At 64.8% G+C, this 23709-nt stretch carries 20 protein-coding genes; 10 read left to right on the top strand and 10 right to left on the bottom strand.

Annotated features, from left to right (window positions below; translation table 11 throughout):
- The first annotated feature begins 38 nt into the window (after positions 1-38).
- From ACE10W_RS14900 to ACE10W_RS14910, 3 genes are all read left to right on the top strand, one after another.
- Complete coding sequence (locus ACE10W_RS14900) at positions 39-1025, top strand: branched-chain amino acid ABC transporter permease (protein WP_038966182.1); 987 nt, start codon at positions 39-41, stop codon at positions 1023-1025.
- Entirely contained in the window at positions 1022-1792 is a 771-nt protein-coding gene (locus ACE10W_RS14905) for an ABC transporter ATP-binding protein (protein ID WP_011086398.1), read from the top strand. Before ACE10W_RS14900 ends, ACE10W_RS14905 begins: the two co-directional genes overlap by 4 nt.
- A 461-nt stretch (positions 1793-2253) precedes the next feature.
- Positions 2254-3558 carry an O-antigen ligase gene (locus tag ACE10W_RS14910; RefSeq protein ID WP_304552370.1) on the top strand — a complete coding sequence of 435 codons (1305 nt, stop codon included), beginning with the start codon at positions 2254-2256 and terminating at the stop codon, positions 3556-3558.
- A 598-nt stretch (positions 3559-4156) separates the two neighbouring features.
- Here ACE10W_RS14910 and ACE10W_RS14915 read toward each other — a convergent pair.
- The 9 genes from ACE10W_RS14915 to ACE10W_RS14955 all read right to left on the bottom strand — a co-directional run bounded on the left by ACE10W_RS14915 (position 4157) and on the right by ACE10W_RS14955 (position 15375).
- On the bottom strand, positions 4157-4864 hold the full coding sequence (locus ACE10W_RS14915; RefSeq protein ID WP_304552371.1) for an SDR family NAD(P)-dependent oxidoreductase: 708 nt from the start codon (positions 4862-4864) through the stop codon (positions 4157-4159).
- Positions 4861-5691, bottom strand: coding sequence for a sugar phosphate isomerase/epimerase (locus ACE10W_RS14920; RefSeq protein WP_011086437.1), 831 nt, complete (start codon positions 5689-5691; stop codon positions 4861-4863). The genes ACE10W_RS14915 and ACE10W_RS14920 overlap by 4 nt, the downstream gene beginning before the upstream one ends.
- Before the next feature lie 10 nt (positions 5692-5701).
- The gene (locus ACE10W_RS14925; RefSeq protein ID WP_011086438.1) at positions 5702-6316 is read right to left on the bottom strand and encodes an NIPSNAP family protein; all 615 of its coding nucleotides are present in this window, start codon (positions 6314-6316) and stop codon (positions 5702-5704) included.
- Positions 6317-6333: 17 nt separating this feature from the next.
- The gene (locus tag ACE10W_RS14930) at positions 6334-8061 is read right to left on the bottom strand and encodes an FAD-dependent oxidoreductase (protein ID WP_011086439.1); all 1728 of its coding nucleotides are present in this window, start codon (positions 8059-8061) and stop codon (positions 6334-6336) included.
- A 13-nt stretch (positions 8062-8074) separates the two neighbouring features.
- Positions 8075-9799, bottom strand: coding sequence for an FAD-dependent oxidoreductase (locus ACE10W_RS14935; RefSeq protein WP_038966193.1), 1725 nt, complete (start codon positions 9797-9799; stop codon positions 8075-8077).
- Between the two features lie 5 nt (positions 9800-9804).
- Complete coding sequence (locus tag ACE10W_RS14940; protein ID WP_011086441.1) at positions 9805-10614, bottom strand: shikimate dehydrogenase; 810 nt, start codon at positions 10612-10614, stop codon at positions 9805-9807.
- A gap of 17 nt (positions 10615-10631) precedes the next feature.
- Complete coding sequence (locus tag ACE10W_RS14945; RefSeq protein ID WP_369525322.1) at positions 10632-13163, bottom strand: ATP-binding cassette domain-containing protein; 2532 nt, start codon at positions 13161-13163, stop codon at positions 10632-10634.
- Positions 13160-14029 carry a branched-chain amino acid ABC transporter permease gene (locus ACE10W_RS14950; RefSeq protein ID WP_304552373.1) on the bottom strand — a complete coding sequence of 290 codons (870 nt, stop codon included), beginning with the start codon at positions 14027-14029 and terminating at the stop codon, positions 13160-13162. The genes ACE10W_RS14945 and ACE10W_RS14950 overlap by 4 nt, the downstream gene beginning before the upstream one ends.
- An 83-nt stretch (positions 14030-14112) precedes the next feature.
- Positions 14113-15375: an ABC transporter substrate-binding protein gene (locus tag ACE10W_RS14955; RefSeq protein ID WP_011086444.1), complete on the bottom strand. Its 1263-nt coding sequence runs from the start codon at positions 15373-15375 to the stop codon at positions 14113-14115.
- Positions 15376-15566: 191 nt separating this feature from the next.
- On the opposite strand from ACE10W_RS14955, the gene ACE10W_RS14960 reads away from it, so the two are divergent.
- From ACE10W_RS14960 to ACE10W_RS14975, 4 genes are read left to right on the top strand one after another with little or no spacing between them, the layout of a single operon-like run.
- Positions 15567-16622 carry a Gfo/Idh/MocA family protein gene (locus ACE10W_RS14960; RefSeq protein WP_304552374.1) on the top strand — a complete coding sequence of 352 codons (1056 nt, stop codon included), beginning with the start codon at positions 15567-15569 and terminating at the stop codon, positions 16620-16622.
- Positions 16619-17491 (top strand): IclR family transcriptional regulator, encoded by an 873-nt coding sequence (locus tag ACE10W_RS14965; protein WP_161535463.1) that lies wholly within the window; start codon positions 16619-16621, stop codon positions 17489-17491. The genes ACE10W_RS14960 and ACE10W_RS14965 overlap by 4 nt, the downstream gene beginning before the upstream one ends.
- A 21-nt stretch (positions 17492-17512) precedes the next feature.
- The gene (locus ACE10W_RS14970; RefSeq protein WP_161535462.1) at positions 17513-18406 is read left to right on the top strand and encodes an NAD(P)-dependent oxidoreductase; all 894 of its coding nucleotides are present in this window, start codon (positions 17513-17515) and stop codon (positions 18404-18406) included.
- On the top strand, positions 18403-19233 hold the full coding sequence (locus tag ACE10W_RS14975) for a sugar phosphate isomerase/epimerase family protein (protein ID WP_161535461.1): 831 nt from the start codon (positions 18403-18405) through the stop codon (positions 19231-19233). The genes ACE10W_RS14970 and ACE10W_RS14975 overlap by 4 nt, the downstream gene beginning before the upstream one ends.
- A 16-nt stretch (positions 19234-19249) precedes the next feature.
- Here ACE10W_RS14975 and ACE10W_RS14980 read toward each other — a convergent pair whose 3' ends face one another.
- Complete coding sequence (locus ACE10W_RS14980; RefSeq protein ID WP_161535460.1) at positions 19250-20137, bottom strand: helix-turn-helix domain-containing protein; 888 nt, start codon at positions 20135-20137, stop codon at positions 19250-19252.
- Positions 20138-20319: 182 nt separating this feature from the next.
- Here ACE10W_RS14980 and ACE10W_RS14985 point away from each other — a divergent pair, with 182 nt between their 5' ends.
- The 3 genes from ACE10W_RS14985 to ACE10W_RS14995 all read left to right on the top strand — a co-directional run bounded on the left by ACE10W_RS14985 (position 20320) and on the right by ACE10W_RS14995 (position 23687).
- Complete coding sequence (locus ACE10W_RS14985; RefSeq protein ID WP_304552375.1) at positions 20320-22023, top strand: FAD-dependent oxidoreductase; 1704 nt, start codon at positions 20320-20322, stop codon at positions 22021-22023.
- Positions 22024-22091: 68 nt separating this feature from the next.
- Positions 22092-23324, top strand: coding sequence for an ABC transporter substrate-binding protein (locus ACE10W_RS14990; protein ID WP_161535458.1), 1233 nt, complete (start codon positions 22092-22094; stop codon positions 23322-23324).
- A gap of 24 nt (positions 23325-23348) precedes the next feature.
- Entirely contained in the window at positions 23349-23687 is a 339-nt protein-coding gene (locus tag ACE10W_RS14995; RefSeq protein ID WP_011086452.1) for an NIPSNAP family protein, read from the top strand.
- Positions 23688-23709: the final 22 nt, after the last annotated feature.

Raw genomic sequence — 23709 nt, forward strand, 5'->3', positions numbered from 1 at the left:
ATGGATGTGACATGACTGAGATCGTCCGAGACCAGACCATGGCACCAGCCGAACTCCCTGTTGCGGCGACGGGACGGGATTTTCGCGTTCCGTTTGGCCTCGCGCTCGGCGCGCTGGCATGCGTCGCACCGCTATTCCTCGGCAATTACCCGCTGCACGCGATTATCATCGCGCTGATCTTCCTGCTGCCGGCCCATGGTCTCAACCTGCTGCAGGGATACACCGGGTTGCTGTCGCTGGCGCAGGCAGCGTTCTTCGGCATTGGGGCCTATACGTCGGCGCTGCTGGCAGTCCATTTCGGCACGCCGTTCTATCTGAATTTCCTCGCCGCCGGCCTTGTGACGGGCGCAATTGCGGCGCCGCTCGGAATTCCCGCTCTGAGGCTGCGTACGACGTCGTTCGTGATGTGCACGCTTGGCTTCGTCATCATCGGTCAAGCCATCGCTAAGAACTGGATCAGCCTGACGCGCGGCGACATGGGGTTGGCGGGGATCCCAAAACCCTATTTCGCGCTGGGGCCCGCCTCGTTCACGGTCTCCGGAACCGTCGCCTTCTACTATTTGACGCTCGTCATCGCTGCGCTGGCAACGCTGGCCGTCTACCTGATCGTTCGGTCGCCGGCGGGCCGCAACATGATCGCCATTCGCGAGAACGAGACGCTTGCCGAATCCGTTGGCATTCCGACCTGGCACTACAAGCTCGTCGTCTTCATGATCAGCGCTGCCTTTGCGGGGCTCGGCGGCAGTCTCTATGCGCATTATCTGACCGTGGTCAGCCCGCTGACCTTCCAGATGTACTATTCGACGACGATGCTGATCATCGTGCTCGGCGGCGGGGCGGGGACCATCTCGGGCGTCATCTTCGGCAGCCTGCTGTTCGTCGGGCTCACCGAAGCGCTGCGCGTCGCCCCGGAGCTGCGCATGATCGCCTATGGCTTCTTCCTGCTCGGCCTGGTGTTCTGGTTCCCCAGCGGATTCGCGCCGCTGATCGGCCGCTTCTGGTCATTCCTGGAGAAGCGCAAATGAACGGGCTGCCGATCCTCGATATCTCCGGCCTCTGCAAGTCCTACGGCGCCGTGCGCGCCGTGGACTGGGTGGATCTGCATGTCGACCGCGGCGAGATCTGCGGCTTGATCGGCCCCAACGGCTCCGGAAAGTCCACCTTCTTCGATTGCGTGACCGGGCTCGCAAGACCGAGCGCGGGAGCTGTGAAGCTCGACGGTCAGGACATCACGGGCTGGTCGCTCAACGATATCGCCCGTGAAGGCCGCATGCTGCGCTCGTTCCAGAAGACCGTGGTTTTCTCCGCGCTGGACATCGAGGAAAACCTCGTGATCGCCGGCCAGATGTTCACCTTTCCCGGCATCTGGTCGACGTTCGGGATCGGCGCCGCCGCGCGCAATCGCGTCGCGGCGCTCAGGGAACGGGCACGCGAGCTGATCAGGATCGCCGGTCTCTGGGATGTGCGTTTCCAGCCGGCCGGCAAGCTCTCGGGCGGCCAGCAGAAGCTGATCCAGTTCGCCTCGATGCTGATGCCAGAGCCGAAGCTCATTCTGCTCGACGAGCCCATGGCCGGCATCAATCCCAAGCTGATCGAGCGTGTGGTCGAGAGCATCCGCCTCGCCAACACCTCGTTCGGCGTCAGCTTCCTCATCATCGAGCACAACATCGACGTCGTCACGAGCCTGTGCAAGCGCGTGGTCGTGCTCGACCAGGGCCGCAAGCTCGCGGAAGGAACGCCCGACGAGATCGTCCGGAACCAGGCGGTGCGGGAGGCCTATCTCGGTGGTTGAACCCTCTCTCTCGAGCACCCGATGTTTCTAAAGTCGAGGCCCGACGGTATCGGCCGCACTCAGCGCGGCACAAGGCACCGGGCGGAGCGGTCTGATTATCGTGATCTGACTGTCTGGCCTCATCGGGAAACAGTGCGCCTTGGTAACCAAGCTAGTGAGAGGGCACGTCCTGTTCCTGGCAAATAAACGATCCTCAATGGTCGGCAGTGAACGTTGGTGCATGGCCGGTGGCAGCCTTGGCATACGCTGGCCAGCTGCAGACTTGCGCTCGCCCCCTGTTGGCGATGGCTATGACCTTTCGATCAGATCGCGCGAGCGCTCCATCGTTGCCAGCAGCCCGACCCGCGTCGTATATGCCCATAAACCGATACAGTACATGCGAGATGGCGCGCGCTAGATCCTGAAGACAAATGGTGACTTCTGCGGCAAAGCACCTGAATACGCTCGACCCTGTGGGCCCAATGGATACACTTGAAACAACGTCGACAAACTCGCAGTCGAGCTGGTGGTCATATCCAGTCCGCACGCAATTTACCAATGATCTCCTCGGAACGGCAACTTTTACGATGCTGCCTTGGTCGACCACAGGCTTCCAGATCATCTTGCTCATCTGGCTGACCGGGATCTTGGGGGTCTCATTGCGAGAGGATGGCGTTGCGATCCTGCTGCACTTGCGTCGCCCTCACTGCATGTTTCCACTGCTGATATTCGTGCTTGCCCTCGCCGGCACCGCTTGGAGCGAAGCACCCTGGCTGACGGCGCTCTACACCATCAAATCGACCGCCAAGTTTATCGCCGTGCCTTTGATCGCCTACCATTTCGAGCGATCGCAACGGGCGACTTGGGCACTTGCTGCTTTCTTCATCTCCTGTTCTCTGTTGATGGCGCTTTCGTGGATGTCGTATGTCGAGCCGTCGATCAGACTTGAGGCGTCAAAGAATGCCGGCGTACCAGTCAAGAACTACATCGACCAAAGTCAGGAATTTGCGCTTTGCATGATCGCAGCGGCGCCGCTCGCGATGGAGTTATTCAAACAAGGGCGGATCGCCATATTCGGCGGGCTTGTGACCTTGATAGCCGCCTTCTTCACCAATATGATTTTTGTCGTCTCGGCTCGCACAGCGCTAATCTATATCCCTGCTATGTTGGGCGTTCTCGCACTTAAATTTCTAACCCGCCGACAATCGATGACGCTGCTGCTTGCCGCCCTTACGGCCGCCGCGGCCTTATGGACAACCCCATCGTTCTTGCGAACAAGAATCGCGGATGTTTCGCGTGAATATCAGCTTTATCTTGAGAATGTCCCGCGCTCGACAGGGCAGCGCCTCTACTACTGGCAGGAATCACTGACGTTCTTTGCGGCAGCGCCGATCATTGGGCACGGTACCGGATCCACGGAGATTTTGTTTAGCCAGAAGGCACAGGGAAAAATGGGCCTGGAGGCCGAAGTGACGCGCAATCCTCACAATCAAACGCTGAACATGGCGGTTCAGTGGGGCGTGCTGGGCATTGCCGTGCTATATGCAACCTGGATTTGTCACCTGCTCCTCTTTCGTGGGAGGGGCTTTGCAAGCTGGCTCGGGTTTCTTGTTGTTACACAGAATATCTTCAGCTCACTGCTCAATTCCCACTTGTTCGACTTTCAAGAGGGATGGATGTACGTCCTAGGCGTGGGCTTGGGTGCTGGCGTCCTCGCCAAAGAGGGTCGGGATGGCGAGGTACACGTGATTGCCACGCACCCACGAACAGTAGCAGACGGCAGATGATGAGATCTCGCCTCGGATCGCGACTTTTCGCTCGATATCAAGTCACGTGCGCCGATGGGGCCCTCGGCATGCGAGATCTGCAGCTGCCGCGAAATGGCAGCGGGCGACGTATGCGGCCCTTCCTCGGACGGCGTCACGCGATTGTCAATGAGCGAAGCGACAGAGAATCAAGTCAATGTTCAAGTCTTTCAGTCGGTTAGAAGGCGGCGTGTGCACGACGTGTGCACCGGGAGATCAAGAAAAATCTAGTGATAGCGAGTTTGAGCAGTCGAGCTTCGACGCAAGCCAGCAGTGCAGGTGGCTTCGACCGAGAAGCGGATCTTGTTCGCCGGCATGGTGAGCAGGCCAGTGTTGGGTCGCTGGGTGGGGCAGGGGCTGCTGGTCAGGGCGTAATAATGAAAAATGCTGATGTCGGGGGGCGAGTCGCTCCCCGACTACCAGGGGCCACGATTTTGTGCACCAATCTATGATTTTACACGATTTCACACGTCGACAGACGCGGTTTGCCGCGCGTAATTATTTCACCGGCTTGCCAAGCTGTGACAGCTTGCCCCTCATCAAATGGCGATGAGTTCGAGAGGGAACTTCGGCAGGTGGCTCAGTACGTCGCTCGCCCACCAGACAGGTCGAAAACCGCGCCAGTCGAAAATGAGCATTCGTCGGAGGCGAGCCAGGTGACCAGCGCCGCTACCTCGTCCGGTCGTCCCGCACGTCCGAGCGGTATCTTTGCCAGCACGTTTCGATAGGCTTCGTCCGACATCTGCTTGACGAGATCGGTGGCGATCACGGCGGGTGCGATGGCGTTGACCCGGATATCGGTGCCGGCCAGCTCCTTGCCGAGAGATTTCGTCAGCGCGATCACGCCCGCCTTGGCAGCGGAATAGCCGGTCATGCCGGCATTGCCTTCCTTGCCGGCGATCGAGGCCAGGTTGACGATGCGTCCGGCGTTCTTCCGTAGCATCGGTGCGACGGCCGCCTTGCAGCAGAGGAACGTGCTGGTGAGGTTCACATCGAGCACGCGCCGCCATTCAGCAAGGCTGTACTGCTCGATGTTGACCGTAGGGCCCGTGATTCCCGCGGCATTGACGAGGATGTCGATGCGGCCGAAGCGCGCGAGGTGGCCCGTCATCACGTCATTGACGGCGGCCTCGTCGGTGAGATCGATCCGCTGGTCGGCGCCATCTGCGACGTCCCAGACGACGACTTTCGCGCCCGAGGCGGCAAGCCGCTCGCGAACGGCCTGGCCGATGCCGCCGCAGCCGCCGGAAATGACGGCGATGCGCCCGGAGAGATCGAGGCCGCTCATGTCGTCGCTCGTCTATCTGCGGCGCGCGCGACGATGCTGCGTGCCGCCGCCAGCGCGCGTCGTCCCCATTCCTCGGCGCCGAGCTTGGGCAGCCACTCATCGTTCGGAATCTCGAGGCTCAGCGGAAGGTCGTCCGGCAAGGCGCGGACGACCCCGGCGAGATCGATGCCGCCGTCGCCCGGGAGAAGCCGGGCGCACCGTGCCGTGTGGATCAGTTCGTCGTTGCTGGCGGGGATCCCTGCGGGCGCGTCACAGAGCTGGGCGTAGCTCAGCAATTCCCGCGGCAGGCCTACGATATCGTCAAGGGTGGTAGCCGAGCGCGCGGCATGCAGCGCGTCGACCAGCACGCGGCCGTTCGGCTCGCCGGCGTTGGTCACGATACGAAGGGCGGCCCTGGCGTTCTTCACCGCGGTCCACGGCATGAATTCGATATCCGCGGTGAGGTCGTAGGGTGCCGCGGCGCGACAGAATGCGGCGAATGACTCCGTCAGTCGGGCTTCGTCCGGATCGTCACCGGCGACGAGGATCGCGCGCGCCTTCAGCCTGCCCGCGGTTTCGAGGAAGGCTGCGAAGTGGTCCGCTTTGAAATCCGCGCCAAGCCGTGCGATTTCGACGTCGAACACCGGCACGCCGGTGTCCTCGATGCACCGGATGGTTTCGCGCAACAGGGCGGGATCCGTGGCGAGCGGCGAGAAGTCGCCGCCGGGGGCGGCGGGCGCGATGCGGACCCCTATCGCCTGGTAGCCGAGCTTTTCGGCCAGGACCAGCGCGTCCGGAGGCGCCATCGGCGCCGAGGTGAGATAGGCGAGCGAATAGATGTGCGTCATGGCGATCGCCTCACGCCAGCGGAGAGATGGCGGTCGGCAGCGCGATGATCGAGCGCATCTCGCCGGTCAGCCAATCCGGCCCGCCCTTCGGCGGCCACACGCCCCTGGCGACGGATTCCGCGCGCACAGCGGCGCGGGCATCGAGGCTCGCGAAGGGCCAGATATGGGTGAAGCGCGGCGGCCCGTCCAGCGCATACATCGCAATCGAGAGCGGCGACAGCTTGCCGCGCTCGGGCATCGCGGCTTCCCACGCGGCGATCGTGGGAGGAACGCCGCCATGCTTGAGGCGATAGGTGCGGATCTCGTAGACGCTTCCGTACTTGCCCGGCACGACCGGCGGCAGGAATGGAAACGGCACATAGGTGTCGAAGCTCATCTGCGCGATGGCCTCGCCGGCATTGAAGGGATTGGCGGTGCGGAGCGCGCGCTCGCGCTCGCCGCGGTATGCCTCGTGATCGCCAAACGAGCGCAGCACCAGGAGCTGGTTGAGCTCGCCGATCTCGTTTGCCCAGCAGCCGAGCAGCGTGCCCTTGGCCTCCGGCGCCCCGACATAATCGCCGATCCCGGCCACGGCCTTGGCGGCGGTACCGAGCTTCACCGTCAGCGTTGCGATCTCATAGAGCATATTTCTTCTCCTTGCGGTCAGGCGGCGGCCGACCGGTTGTTCTTGAGCGGAATTCCGCCAGCGTGGTGCGCGGCGATGTAGCCGAAGGTCATGGCTGGACCGAGCGTGATGCCGCCGGACGGATAGCGGCCGGCCATGATGCTCGACATGTCGTTTCCGACGGCGTAGAGGCCGTCGATGGGCCGCTCCTGCGCATCAAGCACGCGGGCATGTTCGTCGGTGTTGAGACCTGCGAAGGTGCCGAGGCTGCCGGCGACGATCTTCACCGCATAGAACGGGCCGGCATCGACCGGCGCGACGCAGGGGTTCGGCAGATGAGCCGTATCCCCCTGCACGCGATTATAGGGCGTGTCACCGCGTCCGAAGGCGGGATCCTCGCCGTGCGCGGCAAATCGGTTGTAGTGCCCGATCGTCGCCTTGAGCCCTTCGGCGGAGATGTCGCAGGCGCGCGCCAGCGCCTCGATGCTCGCGCCTCGTTTCAGGTAGCCGTTGCGAATCCATGGCGTGATTGGGAAGGGCGGCGGGCGGACGCGGCCAAGGCCGTAGCGCTTGAGGAATTTTGCGTCGCAGATCGCCCAGGCCTCGGCGGGCGCGCTCGCGGGCGTGGCGGCGAACAGCGCCTTCATCACGTCGTGATAGGAATTGGCCTCGTTGGCAAAGCGCGTGCCGTCGCTGCGCACCATGATCAGCCCCGGCTTGGCGCGCTCGATCAGATGCGGAAAGTGGCCAACCGAGCCGTCGCGATGCGGGACCAGTGAGACCGGCGCCCAGGCTCCCGGGTCGGAGAGATCCGTCCGCAGCTCTCCGCCGACACTCTCTCCGAGGCGGATGCCGTCGCCGGTGTTGCCGGCCGGCGCCGCCGACCAATGCTCGTGGCCGCTTGGAGCGTGGGCAAAGAGCGCTGCCTTCCGCGCCGTATCGTGCGGGAAGCCGCCGCAGGCGAGCACGACACCGCGGCGGGCGCGAATCTCAAGCGTCGCGCCGTCATGAACGACGCGCGCGCCCGTGATGCGGGCTCCTTCGCTCAGGAGCGATCGGGCCGGCGCCGCCGGCATGATGCGAACGCCAAGCGCGTCGGCGGATTTCAACAGCCGGGCCACAAGCGCGTTGCCGTTGACGAGATGCATGCCGCGGCCGAAGCGCAGCATGTCGACCAGATGCCGCGCGAGCCGGCGCGCGACATGCCGGAAGGAGGCCAGCGAGGAACGGGCGTTGAGAAAGTACCGGAGATCCGCGCCCGACGCGATGGCCATCCCGAACGGGGCGACTTCATCCAGCGGCGGCTTGAGATCGCGGAGGCGTGGACCGAGCTCACGGCCATCGATCGCCGCCGCGCAGAGCGAGCGGCCGCCCGTGACCGCGCCCGGGCTCTTGCCGTGAAAATCCGGGATCTGGTTGCCGTCGATGAAAGCAAGATGGGTCTCGCGCTGGAAGAACTCGACCATGCGCGGGCCTTGCTCGAGGAACATGTCGATGCGGGCTGCGTCGTAACCATCGGCGAGCTCATGCCGCAGATAGAGCCTGGGCTGCTCGGGGGCCTCGACGATGCCGGCCGCTTTCGCCAGCGGATTGCGCGGGATCCACATCCAGCCGCCGGACCACGCTGTGGTGCCGCCAAGTTGAGCCTCCTTCTCGACCACGATGACGTCGAGACCGAGCGAGGCGCCCGTAACCGCAGCAGCCAAGCCGCCTGCGCCCGAGCCGATCACGAGCAGATCGCAATCGAGATGTTCGTCGCTTCTCACGTCAGCCTCCGGTTCACGCGGCGCGACGCGCCTGGGTCACCCCAAGCGCATGTCGCGCCGCGCGATAGGCAAACGTGATGGCCGGACCGATGGTGATGCCCGGGCCCGGATAGGTGCCGCCCATGATCGAATTCGCCTCGTTGCCGCAGGCATAGAGTCCCGCGATCGCGCTGCCATCGGCGCGCATGACCTGTGCCCATTCGTTGACGACGAGACCGGTGGCCGCGCCGATGTCGCCGGGATAGAGACGCACGGCATAATAGGGCGCGGTCGAAATCGGACCGAGCGTCGGGTTGGGTTCGATCGACGCATCGCCGTTGACGCGGTGATAGGGCGTGGTGCCGCGCCCGAAGTCCGGATCGATGCCATCAGCGGCATAGCGGTTCATCGCCGCGATCGTGCCTTCGAGGTTGGTCGCGGGCACGCCGATCTTGCCGGCGAGTTCACTGATGGTCGCGCCCTCGGTCAGATAGCTGTCGGCGAGGTAGGGAGCGAGGTTGCGCGTGCCCATCCGTACCATGCCGAGGCCGTATTTCTTGAGGCCTGTGGCGTCGGTGATGATGAAGCAGGGAATGCAGGGCACCTGCTTGTCGTGCTCGAACATCGCGCGACCGAACAGGTGATAGGAGACGGATTCGTTGACGAAACGACGGCCGGTCTGATCAACGCAAACCGTGCCCGGCTTGCTGCGGTCCATGACGAAATGGGGGAAGCTCGCGGTGCTGCCGTCGGCGCGCCGTCGGATCGAGACCGGCGCCCAGAACGCATTGTCGAGATTGCCTTCGCCGAGGCGCGCGCCGAGCCGCAAGGCGATGTCCTGCATGGTGCCGGTGTGCCCGGGAGCGGAAGGGCTGTATGTCTCGCCCTTGGGCAGCAGCTCGCCGCGGCGTTGCGGATGCCGATTGAAGCCGCCGGCGGCGAGCACGACGCCGTGCGTGGCCGCTACGCGGCGGCTCGTTGTGCCGGACTTGAGCACCGCACCGGTCACAGTGCCGTTCTCGGTGACGAGATCCTGCACCTCGGTGCGGATCAGGATATCGACGCCGCGCGCATTGAGCGAGGCCAGGAAGCGGCCGATCAGCGCATTGCCCATCACCAGGCGGGACCCGCGTCGGCCCTTAAGCCGATCGCCGGCGTAATGAGCGAGGATCTTGATGGCATGGGCAAACGAGCGCGCGGACTTCTTGAGGGCGAGCAGGTGGCCGATATCGGTGCGGTCGACCATCATGCCGCCAAAAATCGTGAACTCCGGGATCGGCGGACGGATATTGCCGAGATCGGCGCCAAGGTCGCGGCCGTCGAACGGCACAGGTTCGAGAGCGCGGCCGCGCATCGTAGCGCCCTCGAACTGCTGTTCGTAATCTGGATGGGTCGCATAGGGGCGGAACTTGACGATGCTGTTGGCTTCGAGCGTTGCGACCGCGTCCGGCGCGCTGTCGAGAAAGGCCTCGCGCATCGACGGGGCAGAATGATTGCCGACCACGCCGTCGAGGAACGTGCGGACCTTCTCCCGGCTGTCATCGGGATTGACGCTCTTCGAATGGTGCGAGTTGGGGATCCAGGTGGTCGCCGCCGAAAGCGCGCTGGTGCCTCCGACATATTCGGTGCGCTCGACCAGCAGGACCTTGCGGCCCTCGATCGCTGCGAACAGCGCAGCCGCCATGCCGGCCGCACCCGAGCCGATCGCGATAAGATCGTAGCGGGCATCGTCGGAAATCGCTTCGATGTTCTTGAACATGGCCGTCACCTCGATCCGTCGTGCGCGAGCAGGAAGTCGACCATCGAGCTCTGCAGTGCGTTGTACATTTCAGTGCCCGTCGACGTCTTGCAGCCGAGGCGCCGCGCCGCCTCGACGAGCGGCGAGACCGCCGGGCTGGTGATGACGCAGCCGACGAACGTGCTGGCTTTGAGCTTCGATGCGTCGAGCGGAAGCGGGTCTCCGGCCTTCATGCCGAGCGGCGTTGCGTTGGCGACGAGTTCGAAGCCGGACGGATCGGCCGAGCCTGGCCCGATCCCAGCCTTGCCGAGTGTGGCCAGCTTCGCGATCAGCTGGTCCCGGCGGGCAGCTTCATTGTCGTGAATGGCCAGCGAGCGAACGCCGGCTTCGACCAGCGCCATGGCGATCGCCGATCCGGCGCCACCCGCGCCGACCAGCAGCGCGCACTTACCGGTCGGGTCGTAGCCGTTGGCGCGTACAGCTCCGACAAAGCCGAGCCCGTCGACGTGGTCGCCATGCCAGCCGCCTTCGCGGCGTCGGCGCATGATATTGACCGAGCCGAGTAGACGGGCGCGGTCGGTCGAGGTTGCGCAGAATTCGTAGCAGGCAAATTTGTGCGGGACCGTGACGATGATGCCGTCGAGATTGCGGACATCGGTCGCGGCCGCCAGGAACGTCTTGAGACGGGCGCCGTTGATCTGCACCGGCACCAGGATGCCGTCATAGCCGCGGTCGATGAAGGCCTGCGTGACGCCGGCCGGCGATTTCACCTGGGCGATGGGGTCGCCGACGATGATGTTGAGGCGCGTGGCGCCGGTCAGGTTGAGGTTGATCATTCTTCTTCTCTTCTTGGCTAGGCCGCCCCGCGGGCCTGCGCCGCTTCGGCCTGGACCACGCCGAGCAGGCGGGCCTGCAGGTCATGGTCGCGTTCGAGGATCGCTGCATCGCCGGCAAAGGCAATTTGGCCGTTCACCAGCACATAGGCGCGGTCGACGATCGGCAGCACGGTCTCGGCGTGATGCTCGACGATCACCATGGCGACCTTGCCGCGCAGCTTGACGAGGGCGTCCATGACTTCCTTGACGACGGCCGGCGCGAGGCCCTCGAACGGCTCGTCGAGCAGGATCAGCTTGCTCGGCACCACGAGGGCGCGCGCGATCGCGACCATCTGCCGCTCGCCGCCGGACAGACTCTCGGCCTTGGCGGCACGACGCTCGCGCAGGCGCGGGAACAGTTCGAACACCTCGTCCAGGGCGATACCGCCGGGACGCGTGGCGAGCTGCAGGTTCTCGACGACGGTGAGGTTGGGGAAGAGCCGGCGTCCTTCGGGAACGAGCGAGATGCCGAGGCGGTTGATTTCGTAGGGCTTGAGGCGCGCGAGTGGCTTGTCCTCGAACGCGATGCTGCCGTTACTTATGGCAAGCGTGCCGCTGAGACCGCGCAGCAACGTCGTCTTGCCGACGCCGTTGCGGCCGAGCAGGGCGACGGCTTCGCCGGCGTGAACCGCAAGATCAACCGCTTCAAGGACCGTGCTGCCGCCGTAGCCTGCCGACACGGCGTTGGCCGCAAGCAATACCGGCGCTTTCGCATGGGCCATCCGCTCGACCGACGGCGGCGGCGACTGCGTGCCGTCCTTGGCGGCCCCGAGATAGGCCGCGACCACGTCGGGATTGGCGGCTATGTCGGCCGGCTTGCCGTCGGCGATTATCCGGCCCTGGTGCAGGACCGAGATGCGGTCGGAGATCGCAAGGACGCGATCGATGTCGTGCTCGATCAGGAGGACGCCGTGGGTCTGCGCGAGCTTCCCGATGAGATCGGCCACGACGACGCGGTCGGCCTCGGCGAGCCCGGCCAGCGGCTCGTCGAGCAGCAGCAGCTTGGAATCGATCGCGAGCGTAATGCCGATCTCGAGGAGACGCTTGGCGCCGTGGGGTAGATTGATGCATGGTTCGGCCGCGACGTCGGCAAGGCCGACGGCATCGAGGATCGACCAGGTCTTGGCGTTGACCTCCTCCATCGCATAGGCATCGGCGAGCATCTTGGCCGATCCCGTGCGCTGAGCCTGCACGGCCACGCGGACATTCTCAAACACGGTCAGGTTCTGGAATATCGACAGGATCTGGAACGAGCGCCCGATGCCGAGCCGGGCCCGAACATGCATCGGCGTCCGGGTGACGTCGCTGCCGTCGAACAGAATGCGCCCGCCGCTAGGCTTCAGTGCGCCGGACAGCATGTTGAAGAACGTGGTCTTGCCGGCGCCGTTCGGCCCGATGATGCTGTGAAGCACGCCGCTGTGGATCTCGATGTCGATGCTTTTCGCCGTCACCAGGCTGCCAAAGTTCTTGCTCAAGCCGATAGTCTGCAGCAGCGGCTTGCCGCGGTCGACCTTGGCGGCGCTGCTTGCGAATGGAACGATGGCGGCAGGTCGGGGCGGGATGTCGAGACGCACGAGCGTCCAGCGCTGCCGGCCGAAGAGCCGCTGCCACAGGCCCTGCATTCCTTCCGGAGAGGTCAGCGCGAACAGCATCAGGATGGGTGCGAAAACCAGCCACCAGTTCTCCGTGATGGCTGACAGGCGGTCTTCCAGCAGAATGAAGGCGATGGCGCCCCATAGCGGCCCGAGCACGTGATGCACGCCGCCGAGCACGGTCATCAGCAGGGAGTCGCCGGCGTGCTGCCAGCTCAGATTGTTGGCATAGACGCCCTCGAGCATAAGGGTGAGCAGGCCGCCGCCGAAACCGACGAAGGTGCCGGTAAGGATCAGCGCGCCATGCCGGAAACGATGGACGTTGTAGCCGAGGCTGCTCGCCCGCTGCTCGTTGTCGCGCACCGCCTGGAGAACGCGGCCGAACGGGGAGTGGGCGATCCGCCACATCAGCCAGATGCAGATCACGGTGACAGCGACCACGAAGACGTGGAACGACCACGGTCCGGCAAAGCTCGTGCGATAGACGCCCTGCAGCCCGTTCTCGCCGCCGGTGACGCCGGTCCATTTGAAGGCGATCTCGAAGGCAATCTGCGAGAACGCGAGCGTCAACAGCGAGAAGTACAGTCCCCTGCGGCGCAGGATGATGGCGCCGACCACGAGCGCCAGCAGCGCGGAGAACACCGTCGCCAGCAGCAGCGAGACGAGATCGTTGCCGTAGCGGCCGAGGATGAAGAAGGCGGCCGCATAGCTCGCGCAGCCGAAGAACACCGAGGCGCCGAAGGGGACGAGCCCGGTGTAGCCGACGAGAAGATTCACGCCGGCGCCATAGAGCGTGTAGATCGCGATCTGCGTGATCAGCGAGATGGGCGCGCCGAGCAGCGCCCAGGCTGCGGTGAGCGCGGTGAGAACGAGCGCGGCGACAAACGCCGGATGGCGCAACAGAGCGAGACTTTTCACTCGAATCTCTCCCAGCGTTCGCCGAACAGTCCGCGCGGGCGGACGAGGAGAATGGCGGCCATCAGGATGTACATGGCTGCGCCCGACCATTCCGGCTGGAACTGGATGGTCATCGCCGTGGTGATGCCGACCAGGAGGCCGGCCACGACGGCACCCAGGAAGGAGCCGAGGCCGCCGATGGTGACGATCACGAAAGCCGGCATGATGGCGCCCGCCGCCATCGACGGCGTGATGGTCCAGAGCGGTGCCGCCAAGAGCCCGCCGAGGCCGGCGAGCAGGCAACCCATGCCGAACACGCCGCTAAAGACGATCGGCAGGTTGATGCCGAGTAGGCCGACCATCTCCGGATCACGCGACCCGGCGCGGATGATCCGGCCGTAAGGCGTGTAGGCGAGAAAGGCCCAGAACGCGACCAGCGTCAGCGCGGTCGTGAGCAGCACGAACATCCTGTATTTGGTGATCAGGATCGGGCCGTATTCGACGAAGCCGGCCAGGAATTTCGGCGCAGCGAAGGGCACGGGCGCGCCGCCGAAGATCAGCCGCAACACCGCCTCCGCCAGCAGTGCGAGCGCGAAGGTCAGGATCAGCCCGAGCAGCGGTTCCTTGCCATAGAGGTGCCGGATCAGGACCATCTCGACGACGCCGCCGATCGCGCCGGTCAACAGCGGCGCGGCAAGCGCCCCCCACCAGCCGAACTCCTTGGCCAGGGCATAAGCGAGATAGGCGCCGACGGCGAAGAAGGCGCCATGCGCGAAATTGACGATGCCGAGCATGCCGAAGATGATCGACAGGCCGATCGCGATCAGAACGTAGAGAAAGCCGAGCACAAGGCCATTGACGGCCTGCGACAGGATCATGTCGAGCATGGCGTCATCCGTTTTCGGATTTGGGCCGCGCGATGGCGCAAGCGGATTTGCCCGCGTCATCGCGTTTCACCCGGGGTCAAACCTCAGAGCGTGTCCATCTTGCAGGCGCTGTCGCCCGCCGAACCGAAGGCCTTGGCGATGTCGTCCGGCGTCTTCGGCAATTCGGCCTTGACGTCGAAATAGTCCCACTTGTCTGATATCTTGGGCTGAATGCCGGCAACCAGGAGGCGGCTCGTCATCTGGTGATCGAAGTCGCGATAGCCGATATCCAGGTTGCCGCGGCGATACTTCCAGTTCTCCAGCGCCCGCACGATCGCGCCGGGCTCGGTCGACTTCGCCATCTCGATTGAATCGAGCAGGCTCTTCATGCCCAGCCAGCCCATCCAGGCCTTGTCCGCCGCTGGCCTGTGGTATTTCTTCTCATAGGCCGCGGCCATCGCCTGTTCTTCAGGCGAGTTGTTCGGATTCTTGTACCACCAGGTGATGGTGTAGAGCCCATCGGCGGCTTCGGGGCCGACGCCCCACAGGTCGGTGTTGCCGACAGAGATCTCGGCGAATGGAATCTTGCCCTTCATGCCGAGCTCGTTCCACTGCTTCAGGAAAGTGGTGAGGTCGCTGGCAGCAATGCCGCCGATCACGACGTCGGGCTTGGCGGCGCGAATCTTCAGGATGAAAGACGAATAGTCCGGTGTGCCGACCGGCACCTCGTCGGCGCCGACCACGGTGCCGCCATTGGCCGTGATGTAGTCGGTGAAGGCGCGCTTGATGTCTTGACCGAAAGCGTAGGACGCGGTCAGGAGGTACCACTTCTTGCCGATCGCAGCGCAGTAGGGGGCGAGAACGCGGGCATGAACATCGACCGGCGGCTGCAGGCGGAAGGTGTACTTGTTGCAGGACTTGCCAGTGAGGTCGCCGGTGGCGGCATTGGCCGCGACGTAAGGGATCTTGGCCTTCTTGGCGACCGATGAGATCGCGAGCGCGAAGGAGGAGAGCGCACCGCCGACCATGCCGACGACCTTCTGCTCGCCGACGAGGCGCTCCGCGCTCTGCTGAGCACCCTGCGGATTGGGCTCGTCGAGCCAGACGATCTCCGCGGGCCGCCCCAGGAGCGTGTTGTTGCGCTGTTCCAGTGCGAGCATGCCGCCCTGGGCGAGATATTCCGCCTGATCGACGATCGAGCCCGTCTTGGCCCAGATCATTCCGATCTTGATCGGCTCGGCGGCTGCCGCGTTGCCGATATACGGCATACCGAGGCGCGATGCCGCGAGCGACGTTGCGCCCAAGAGCAGGCCGCGCCGGCCGATGCGCAGGCCGGTTGCCGCTCGTGTCTTCTTCAGGTCCGTCATTGTCTCACCTCCCCTTCTGACATTGCGCCGGTCATTGCCGGCGGGCCGTGCATGCGGCTCTTGGGGCTTGCCCTACCATGACTGGAATTGGATTCCAATATCAAAAATCGAAAAATGGAATCCAATTCCAATTCTGATCAGCTAGTGCTAGAAGCCTCGCCGGGCGCAACGCAAATCAAAGAGGATGCGGAATGAGCAGGGTCGCCGTGGCGGTGATTGGGGCCGGCGCAATCGGACGGGCCCATTGCGAGACGATCCGCCGATCGGAGAGCTGCAGGCTCGCGGCGATCGCCGAACCTGCCGCAGCGGGAAAGACTTACGCGGAGAGCCTCGGCGTGCCCTGGTATGCGGATGCGCGCGATCTGCTGGGTGCAATGAAGCCGGATGCGGCGATCATCGCCACGCCGAATGCGACCCATCGCGAGTTCGCGATCGCCTGCATCGAGCGCGGCATTGTGGCACTGGTCGAAAAGCCGATCGCGAGCACGCTCGCTGATGCGGCGGCGATCGCGGCTGCCTCGGAGCGCGCGGGCGTGGCCGTTCTGGTCGGGCACCATCGGCGGCACAATCCGATCACGCGGCGAGCCCGTTCCATGATCGCCGAAGGCGCGCTCGGCCGCCTGACCAGCGCGACCGTGCTTGCGACCTTCTATAAGCCCGCCGATTATTTCGAGGTGGCATGGCGACGAGAGCCCGGCGGCGGGCCGGTGCTGATCAACCTCATTCACGAGATCGATCTGGTGCGCCACCTCTGCGGCGAGATCGCCTCCGTGCAGGCTGTCGTCTCCAACGCGGTGCGAGGCTTCGACGTCGAGGACAGTGCGGCGATCCTGCTCCGGCTCGCTGGTGGTGCGCTGGTGACGCTGAGCCTCAGCGACACCGCGGCAAGCCCCTGGAGCTGGGATCTCGCCAGCGGCGAGAGCCTGAACTATCCGCCGCAGCCGGCCGCGGTGCAGACGCATTTCCTCAGCGGCACCGAAGGCGCGCTGGCGCTGCCGACGCTCGACTATTGGCACTATTCGTCGGCGAAGAGCTGGTTTGCCTCGATCTCGCGCGACTCGGTTGGCGTCGAACGCGGCGATCCCTACCTTGCGCAGATCGATCATCTGGCGCGGGTGGTCCGTGGCAGCGAGGCGCCACTGATTACCGCCCGCGACGGCATGCTGACCCTGCGAGCCACGATGGCAGTTCACAAAGCGGCCAAAACCGGTCAGATAGTGCGGCCTGATCAGGAGATGGAATTGTGAATCAGGATGCTGCCTTGATGCTGAAGAACCCGGATCCCGTCGATGCGCCCAGCGGCCTTTTGGAGCGCACGCTCGGCGTGCTCGAGCTGCTCGCGACGAATGCCCGTGGCATGCAGTTATTCGAGATCGCCGACTCGCTGCACATTCCGCGCAGTGCCACGCACCGCGTGCTGACGAGCCTGATCGAGCATGGCTATGTCAAGCAGGAACGCGAGCAGGGCGCCTACCAGCTCACCGCCAAGATCGCCTCGCTTGCCTTCACCTTCCTCGCCGGCAGCGGCATCACCGATTTCGCCCAGCCGCTGCTGGATCACCTGGCGCGCGAGAGCGGCGAGCTGGTACGTCTCGCCATGATCGATGGTCGCGAGCTCGTATGGGTGGCTAAGGCGCAGGGCTCGCCCGCCGGCCTGCGCTACGATCCGGACATGGGCCAAGTGGGACGGCTGTCCTGCTCGGCGAGCGGTCACGCCTGGCTGTCGTGCCTGTCGGACGAGGACGCGCGCGCGCTGGTCGAGAAGCAGGGCTATGGGCTGCGCAAGGATTATGGCCCGCGCGCGCCCGAGAGTTGGCCGGCGCTGCTGAAATATCTGCGCCAGTCCCGCAAGCGCGGCGTCAGCATCTGCGTGCAGACCTATACGCCCTGGATGAGCGCGTCCGCGGCCCCCATCCGTCATCCCAAGTCCAAGGAGGTGACCGGGGCCGTGGTAATCGCCGGTCCCCATATCCGGCTGACCGAGGAGCGCATGCTCGAGTTGGCGCCGGCGCTGCTGCAGACGGCGCAGGAGCTGTCGATGGCGACGCTCGCCTCGCCCGGTCTCTACGGCCGTGCCGCGCGGCCGGGCGAAAGCTTCTTCGGCTCTGGCAGCTGATCGGCGCGGAGACCTGACATTATGCAGATTCTGATCACAGGCGGCGGCGGTTTCATCGGAGCGTGGCTGGCGCGACGGCTCGCGGGCGATGGTCATCGGCTGCGCGTGTTCGAGTCGGTCGAGCGCTCGGCGCAGTTCAACGGGATTGTCGGAGCTGCCGCCGCGTCCGTGGAGTGGCGCATCGGCGATATCGCGGATGGGCAGGCGGTGCGTGCTGCAGCCGAAGGCTGCGACGGAACTGTCCATCTCGCCGGCGTGCTGACGCCGGCCTGCAAGGCCGATCCCGTGCGCGGCGCGATGATCAACCTCGTCGGCACGTTGAACGTCTTCAACGCCGCGCAAGCGCTCGGTATCCGCCGCATCGTCTATACGAGCAGCGCCGGCGTCTACGGCCCTGACGACGAGACGACGCCGCGGCCCATTACCCATTACGGGGCATTCAAGCTCGCCTGCGAAGGCAGCGCGCGGGCCTATTGGGAGGACCATGGCATCGCCAGCATCGGCTTCCGGCCCTATATCGTCTATGGCTATGGCCGCGAAACCGGGTTGACTGCGGGCCCATCGCTGGCCTGCCGCGCGGCCGCGCGTGGCGAGACCTATATCATTCCCTATATCGGCACGGCCGGCCTCGTGTTCGTCGACGATGTCGTCGCGGCCTATTACGCCGCGCTTCGCCGCGAGCCTCATGGCGCGCACGTCTTCAACTTGCCGGGCGAGGTGGTTTCGAACGACGACGTCGTCGCGGCCGTGCGTGACGTCGTCCCCGGTGCGAAGATTGGGATCGATGGTCCCGTGCTTCCATTCGCGGAGGACATCGGCGAGGGCGACTTGCGGCGCGCGCTTCCCGGCCTGCCCTTGACCTCGTTGCGCGACGGCATTCGTCGCACCATCGAGCTTTACCGGGCGGCCCCATGACGCTTCCGGTGCTCGGCGCCCACACTTTCGGCTTCGCGTGGGACTGCGTCGCGGAGGACGCCATCGAGCGGCTCGCCGCTGCGGGCTATCGCACCATCCAGTTGATGGCGACGCCGCCGCACTTCGATCCCTGGGTACAGGACGCCGCGCGCACGCGGCGAATTCGCGCGCTGATCGAGCGGCATTGCCTGTCGCTCCTGGCGCTCGACCTCGCCAGCAGCGACATCAATCTCGCAAGCCCGTCGCAACACGTGGTCGATTTTGCGGTTTCGTCTTATGTGGCCACGATCGACCGCGCCGCCGAGCTCGGCGCGCGCTGGATCTGCGTCGGCTCCGGCCGCCGGCACGCGCTGCTTGCCAAGGCCAACGACCGATTGATGGTGAGTTTTCGCGACGCCTTCGCCCGCATTTACGACAAGGCGGAGCGCGCCGGCGTGCCGGTCATCCTCGAAAACCATCCGCAGGGGCTGCTCGCCAGCGCCGCGGACATCACTCGCTTTCTCGATGCCGAAGGCTATGCCGGGATGCCGGTGATCTACGATGTCGCCAATGCCGTTGCGATTGGCGAGGATCCGGTCGAGGGTCTTAGGGCGCTGTGGCCCCGTCTCGGCATCGTTCATCTATCGGACAGTCCGAAGGGGCAGTGGCGACACGATCCGATCGGCTCGGGCGAGATCGATTTTGCGGCCATCGCTGCGCTGCTGAGGCAGCGAGCCTATGAGGGCAGGGTCGTGCTCGAGATCCTGTCGGACCAGCCGCTCAAGGACATCGACGAAGGCGCCGCGATACTCAAGCGGCAGGGCCTGGCCTTTTCTCTCGCCGGCTGATCGCGCAATGCCAGCTTCAGCTGGCAGCCGCGCGGGTCTCGTCGGAGAACAGCCGCTCGCGGAAGCGGCCCGGCGACAGGCCGACATTGCGGGAGAAGAAGCGGTTGAAATAGGCCGGATCGGCGTAGCCGAGTGCTGCGCCGATCTCGTTCACGGTCATGTCGGAGTAGAGCAGGTTGCGCTTGGCCTCCGTGAGCAGCCGATCATTGATCAGCGCCAGCGAGGACTTGCCTGTCGTCATCCGGCAGCAGGCGTTGAGGCGCGCGGCCGTGACGCCGAGCTTGCGCGCGTAGACATCGAGCGAGGGGTGATCGCGATAGTGCTTCTCGACCAGCTCGCGAAAGTGCATCACGGTCTCCGCCTCCCGTGCGCTGGAGATCGGACGAACACGCTCCTGCTCGAGCAGCCGGCGAACCGTTACTGCGAGCAGTTGCAGATAGGCCTTGATGGCGGTGCGGCGGCTAGGTGCCGACCAGACGAATTCGTGCTCGAGCGAGGCGAACAGGCCGACGAGGTCGATGTCGCGGCCGATCTGTTGCGACAGGAAGCGGACCGGTACGCGAAAGCCGTCGATGAGGTCGGCATCGTCATCGAGCGCGGATTGCAGGAAGGGCAGCGCCACGGTGATGACATAGCCGTCGGTGCCGGGTCTGAAGCGGATGGCATGGATCGTCAGCGCCGGGATGATGACCAGCGCCGGCGGCGAGACCTCCCAGCTCACGCCCTCGACCTCGATGGCGCCGCCGCCCTTGCTGATCACCAGGACCTGGTGATGGTCGGGATGCGTGTGCGTCCGGATTGTCCAATTGTGCCTGCCGCTGCGCACCGGGATCGGCTCGATATGGAGGAACGACGGTTCGACCTTCGAAGCCGCTTCCTCGTACAAAAAATAGTGCGGAATCATGCTTGCGGTTCCCTCCGCGGCAGTGGCGGTTAGTTCCGGTCGCTGCACTGCACTTATGAAAAGTACAATACAAAAAGAGTTTCGTCCATTGGCGGCGCCCGCGGTCGCGCCTATCGAGAATACGAGCCGTCGTCAGACCCAAACAAAGCAACGGCGCGGCGAGACCACGGGAGGAAACGGCAATGTCAGGACAAGCGCGTGATTTGTCGTGCGACGTGCTGGTCGTGGGCTCGGGCGCCGGCGGATTGTCCGCCGCGATCACGGCCCGGAAGTGCGGGCTCGACGTGATCATCGTCGAGAAGGACGAGTACTTCGGCGGCACCACGGCTTTTTCCGGCGGCGTGCTGTGGATTCCCGGAAATCGCCATGCGCGCGATGCGGGCGTCACGGACAGCCGCGACGCGGCGCGCACCTATCTCAAGCACGAGACCGGCCATCATTTCGACGATGCGGCGATCGATGCCTTTCTCGATGTCGGCCCGCGCATGCTCGATTTCTTCGAGAAGGAGACCGAAGCGAAATTCGTGCTGTCGGCCTATCCCGACTATCATCCGGACGTCGAGGGCGGCACCAAGCTCGGCCGCTCGGTGACCGCGGCGCCCTACGACGCCCGCGGGCTCGGCACGGAGATCCGCCGGCTGCGGCCGCCGCTCGAGACCATCACCTTCATCGGCATGATGTTCAACTCGTCCAATGACGAGCTGAAGCATTTCTTCCGCGTCACGAGTTCGCTCGCTTCGGCAATCTACGTGGCCCGGCGGCTTGCCAGCCACCTCTGGGATCTCGCCCGCTATCGCCGCGGGGTCAAGATCACCAGCGGCAATGCGCTGGCGGCGCGGCTTGCGAGGACCGTCTTCGATCTTGGGATTCCGCTGCTCACGGCAACGCCCGCGCAACGGCTGATCAGCCGGAACGGCGCCATCGCGGGCGCGATCGTCGGCGATACGCAGGGCGAGTACGCGATCACGGCGCGCCGCGCAGTGGTGCTGGCGAGCGGCGGTTTTCCGCACGATCAGGCGCGCATTGCGCGCGCCTATCCGCATCTTGCCCGAGGTGGCGAACATTTGTCGCCGACACCTGCGGCCAACACCGGCGACGGCATCCGCATGGCAGAGGTGGCCGGCGGCAGCTGCGACATCCGCTTTCCGAGTGCGGCGGCGTGGATGCCGGTGTCGCGCGTGCCGCTCGGCAATCGCACCGGCGTGTTTCCGCATCTCGTGGACCGCTACAAGCCCGGTGTGATCGCGGTGAACAGGCAAGGGCGGCGCTTCACCAACGAGTCCGAGTCCTACCACGACGTCGGCGCCGCGATGATCGCCGATGGCGCCGGCGGTAGGGAGACCGCGGCCTGGCTGATCTGCGATCACGCCACGATCCGCAAGTACGGCCTCGGCTATGCCAAGCCTGCACCAGTGCCGCTCGGACCCTTCGTGCGCAACGGCTATCTGAGCCGCGGCGCGACGCTGCGCGAGCTGGCCGCTGCGACGGGCATCGAGGCCGACGGTCTGGAAGCAACGGTGCGCGAGTACAATGAAGGCGCGGTCCATGGCATTGACCGCGCGTTCAAGCGCGGCTCGACGGCCTTCAACCGCTATCTCGGCGACGCCGAGCACAAGCCAAACCCGAACGTGGCCCCGATCGGCACCGGGCCGTACTACGCGCTGAAGCTCATCATGGGCGATCTCGGCACATTCGACGGTCTGACTACCGACCTGGTCGGTCGCGTGGTGCGCCACGACGGTACGGCGATCGCCGGACTCTATGCCGTCGGCAATGATCGTGCCTCGATCATGGGCGGCAACTATCCTGGTGCCGGCATCACGCTCGGGCCGATCATGACCTTCGGTTACATCACCGGCCGTCATCTGGCTGGCCAGCAAGCCTGATCGACACCATCCAAACGGGATCAACAACGGTCTATGCCGGAAGGCAGGACAGGTGAGGAAGAAACGACATGACCATGACACGCCGCAGTTTCGTCGGTGCCGGCCTCGCCACGGCGTTGGCGCCGCGCCTCGCCCGGGCGCAGTCCGACAACACGATCCGCATCGGCGTGATCACCGACATGTCCGGCATCTATCGCGACGTGTCGGGGCCCACGACAGTCGCCTGCGCACAGCAGGCGGCTGCCGAATTCATGGCGGCCAACCCTTCCGTCAAGGTCGAGATCCTGGTCGCCGACCATCAGAACAAGGCCGACGTCGGCCTTGCGATCATCCGCAAATGGTTCGATCAGGATGGCGTCGACGTGATCGAGAATGTCGGCAACTCCTCGATCGCGCTCGGCGCCAAATACTTGATCGAGGACAAGAACAAGGTTGCCTTGATCACCACCGCCGGATCGTCGGACCTGACCGGCAAGAGCTGCAGCGCCAACCTCGTGCACTGGTCCTGGGATTCCTGGTGCCTCGCCCATTCGACGGCGACCTCGCTCGTGCGCACCGGCGGCTCGAAATGGTTTTTCCTCACCGCCGACTATGCGTTCGGCCATGCGGCCGAGGCGGACGCGGCGAAATTCGTTAAGGCGGCCGGCGGCACCGTGCTCGGCTCGGTCCGCTATCCCTTCGGGTCGACCTCGGACTTCTCGTCCTTCCTGCTGCAGGCTCAGTCGAGCGGCGCGAATGTGATCGCCTTTGCCAATTCCGGCAATGAGCTGATCAACTGTCTGAAGCAGGCCCAGGAGTTCGGTCTGGACCAGGGCGGCGCGCGCATGGCGGCGCTGGTCGGCTATGTTACCGACGTCATCGGCATGGGCCTGTCGACGGCCAAGGGCCTGTCGCTCACCGAGACCTTCTACTGGGATCTCAACGAGCGAACGCGCGCCTTCATGAACCGGGTGAAGCCGCGCCTGGCAGCAAACGTCTATCCCAACATGAGCCAGGCCGGCGACTACGCTTGCGTGCTGCACTACCTCAAGGCGGTGAAGGAGCTCGGCGCCGAGCAGGCCAAGCGCAACGGGCGCGAGGTCGTCGAGCTGATGAAGAAGATGCCGACCGACGACGACTGCTTCGGTCAGGGCATGATCCGCGCCGACGGGCGCAAGATCCATCCGGCCTATCTCTTCGAGGTGAAGAAGCCCGCGGAGAGCACGTCGACCGGCGACGTCTACAAGCTGGTCTCGACGCTGAGCGCAACCGAAGCGTTCCGGCCCCTCGACGAGGGTAGCTGCGCGCTCGTGCGCAGCTGAGAGAGCCAACCGGGAGATCCTCCGATGACCGAGCAAGCCATTGTCGACCTGCGTGTCTACACCATCCGCCTGCGGAAGATGGCGGAGTTCATCGAGGTGTTCGACCGGCTCGCGATACCGGTCCAGCTCAAATATCTGGGGCGTCCGCTTGGCATGTTCACGAGCGCGGTCGGGCCGCTCAACCAGATCGTTCATCTCTGGGGTTTCCCCGACATGGGAGAGTTCGAGCGCCGGCACGCCGAGCGCGACAAGGATCCCGACTGGCCGGCTTACTTGCAAGCCTCAGAGCATCTCATCGTCGCGCAGGAGAACCGGCTGATCCGCAGGATCGAGCTGCTGTCCTTGTCCGGCCTCGCCACCTGAGGCGCCAATCGCCTTTCCAACC

The sequence above is a fragment of the Bradyrhizobium sp. B025 genome (genome assembly GCF_042257955.1).
In the GTDB taxonomy this organism is placed as follows: Bacteria; Pseudomonadota; Alphaproteobacteria; order Rhizobiales; family Xanthobacteraceae; genus Bradyrhizobium; species Bradyrhizobium diazoefficiens.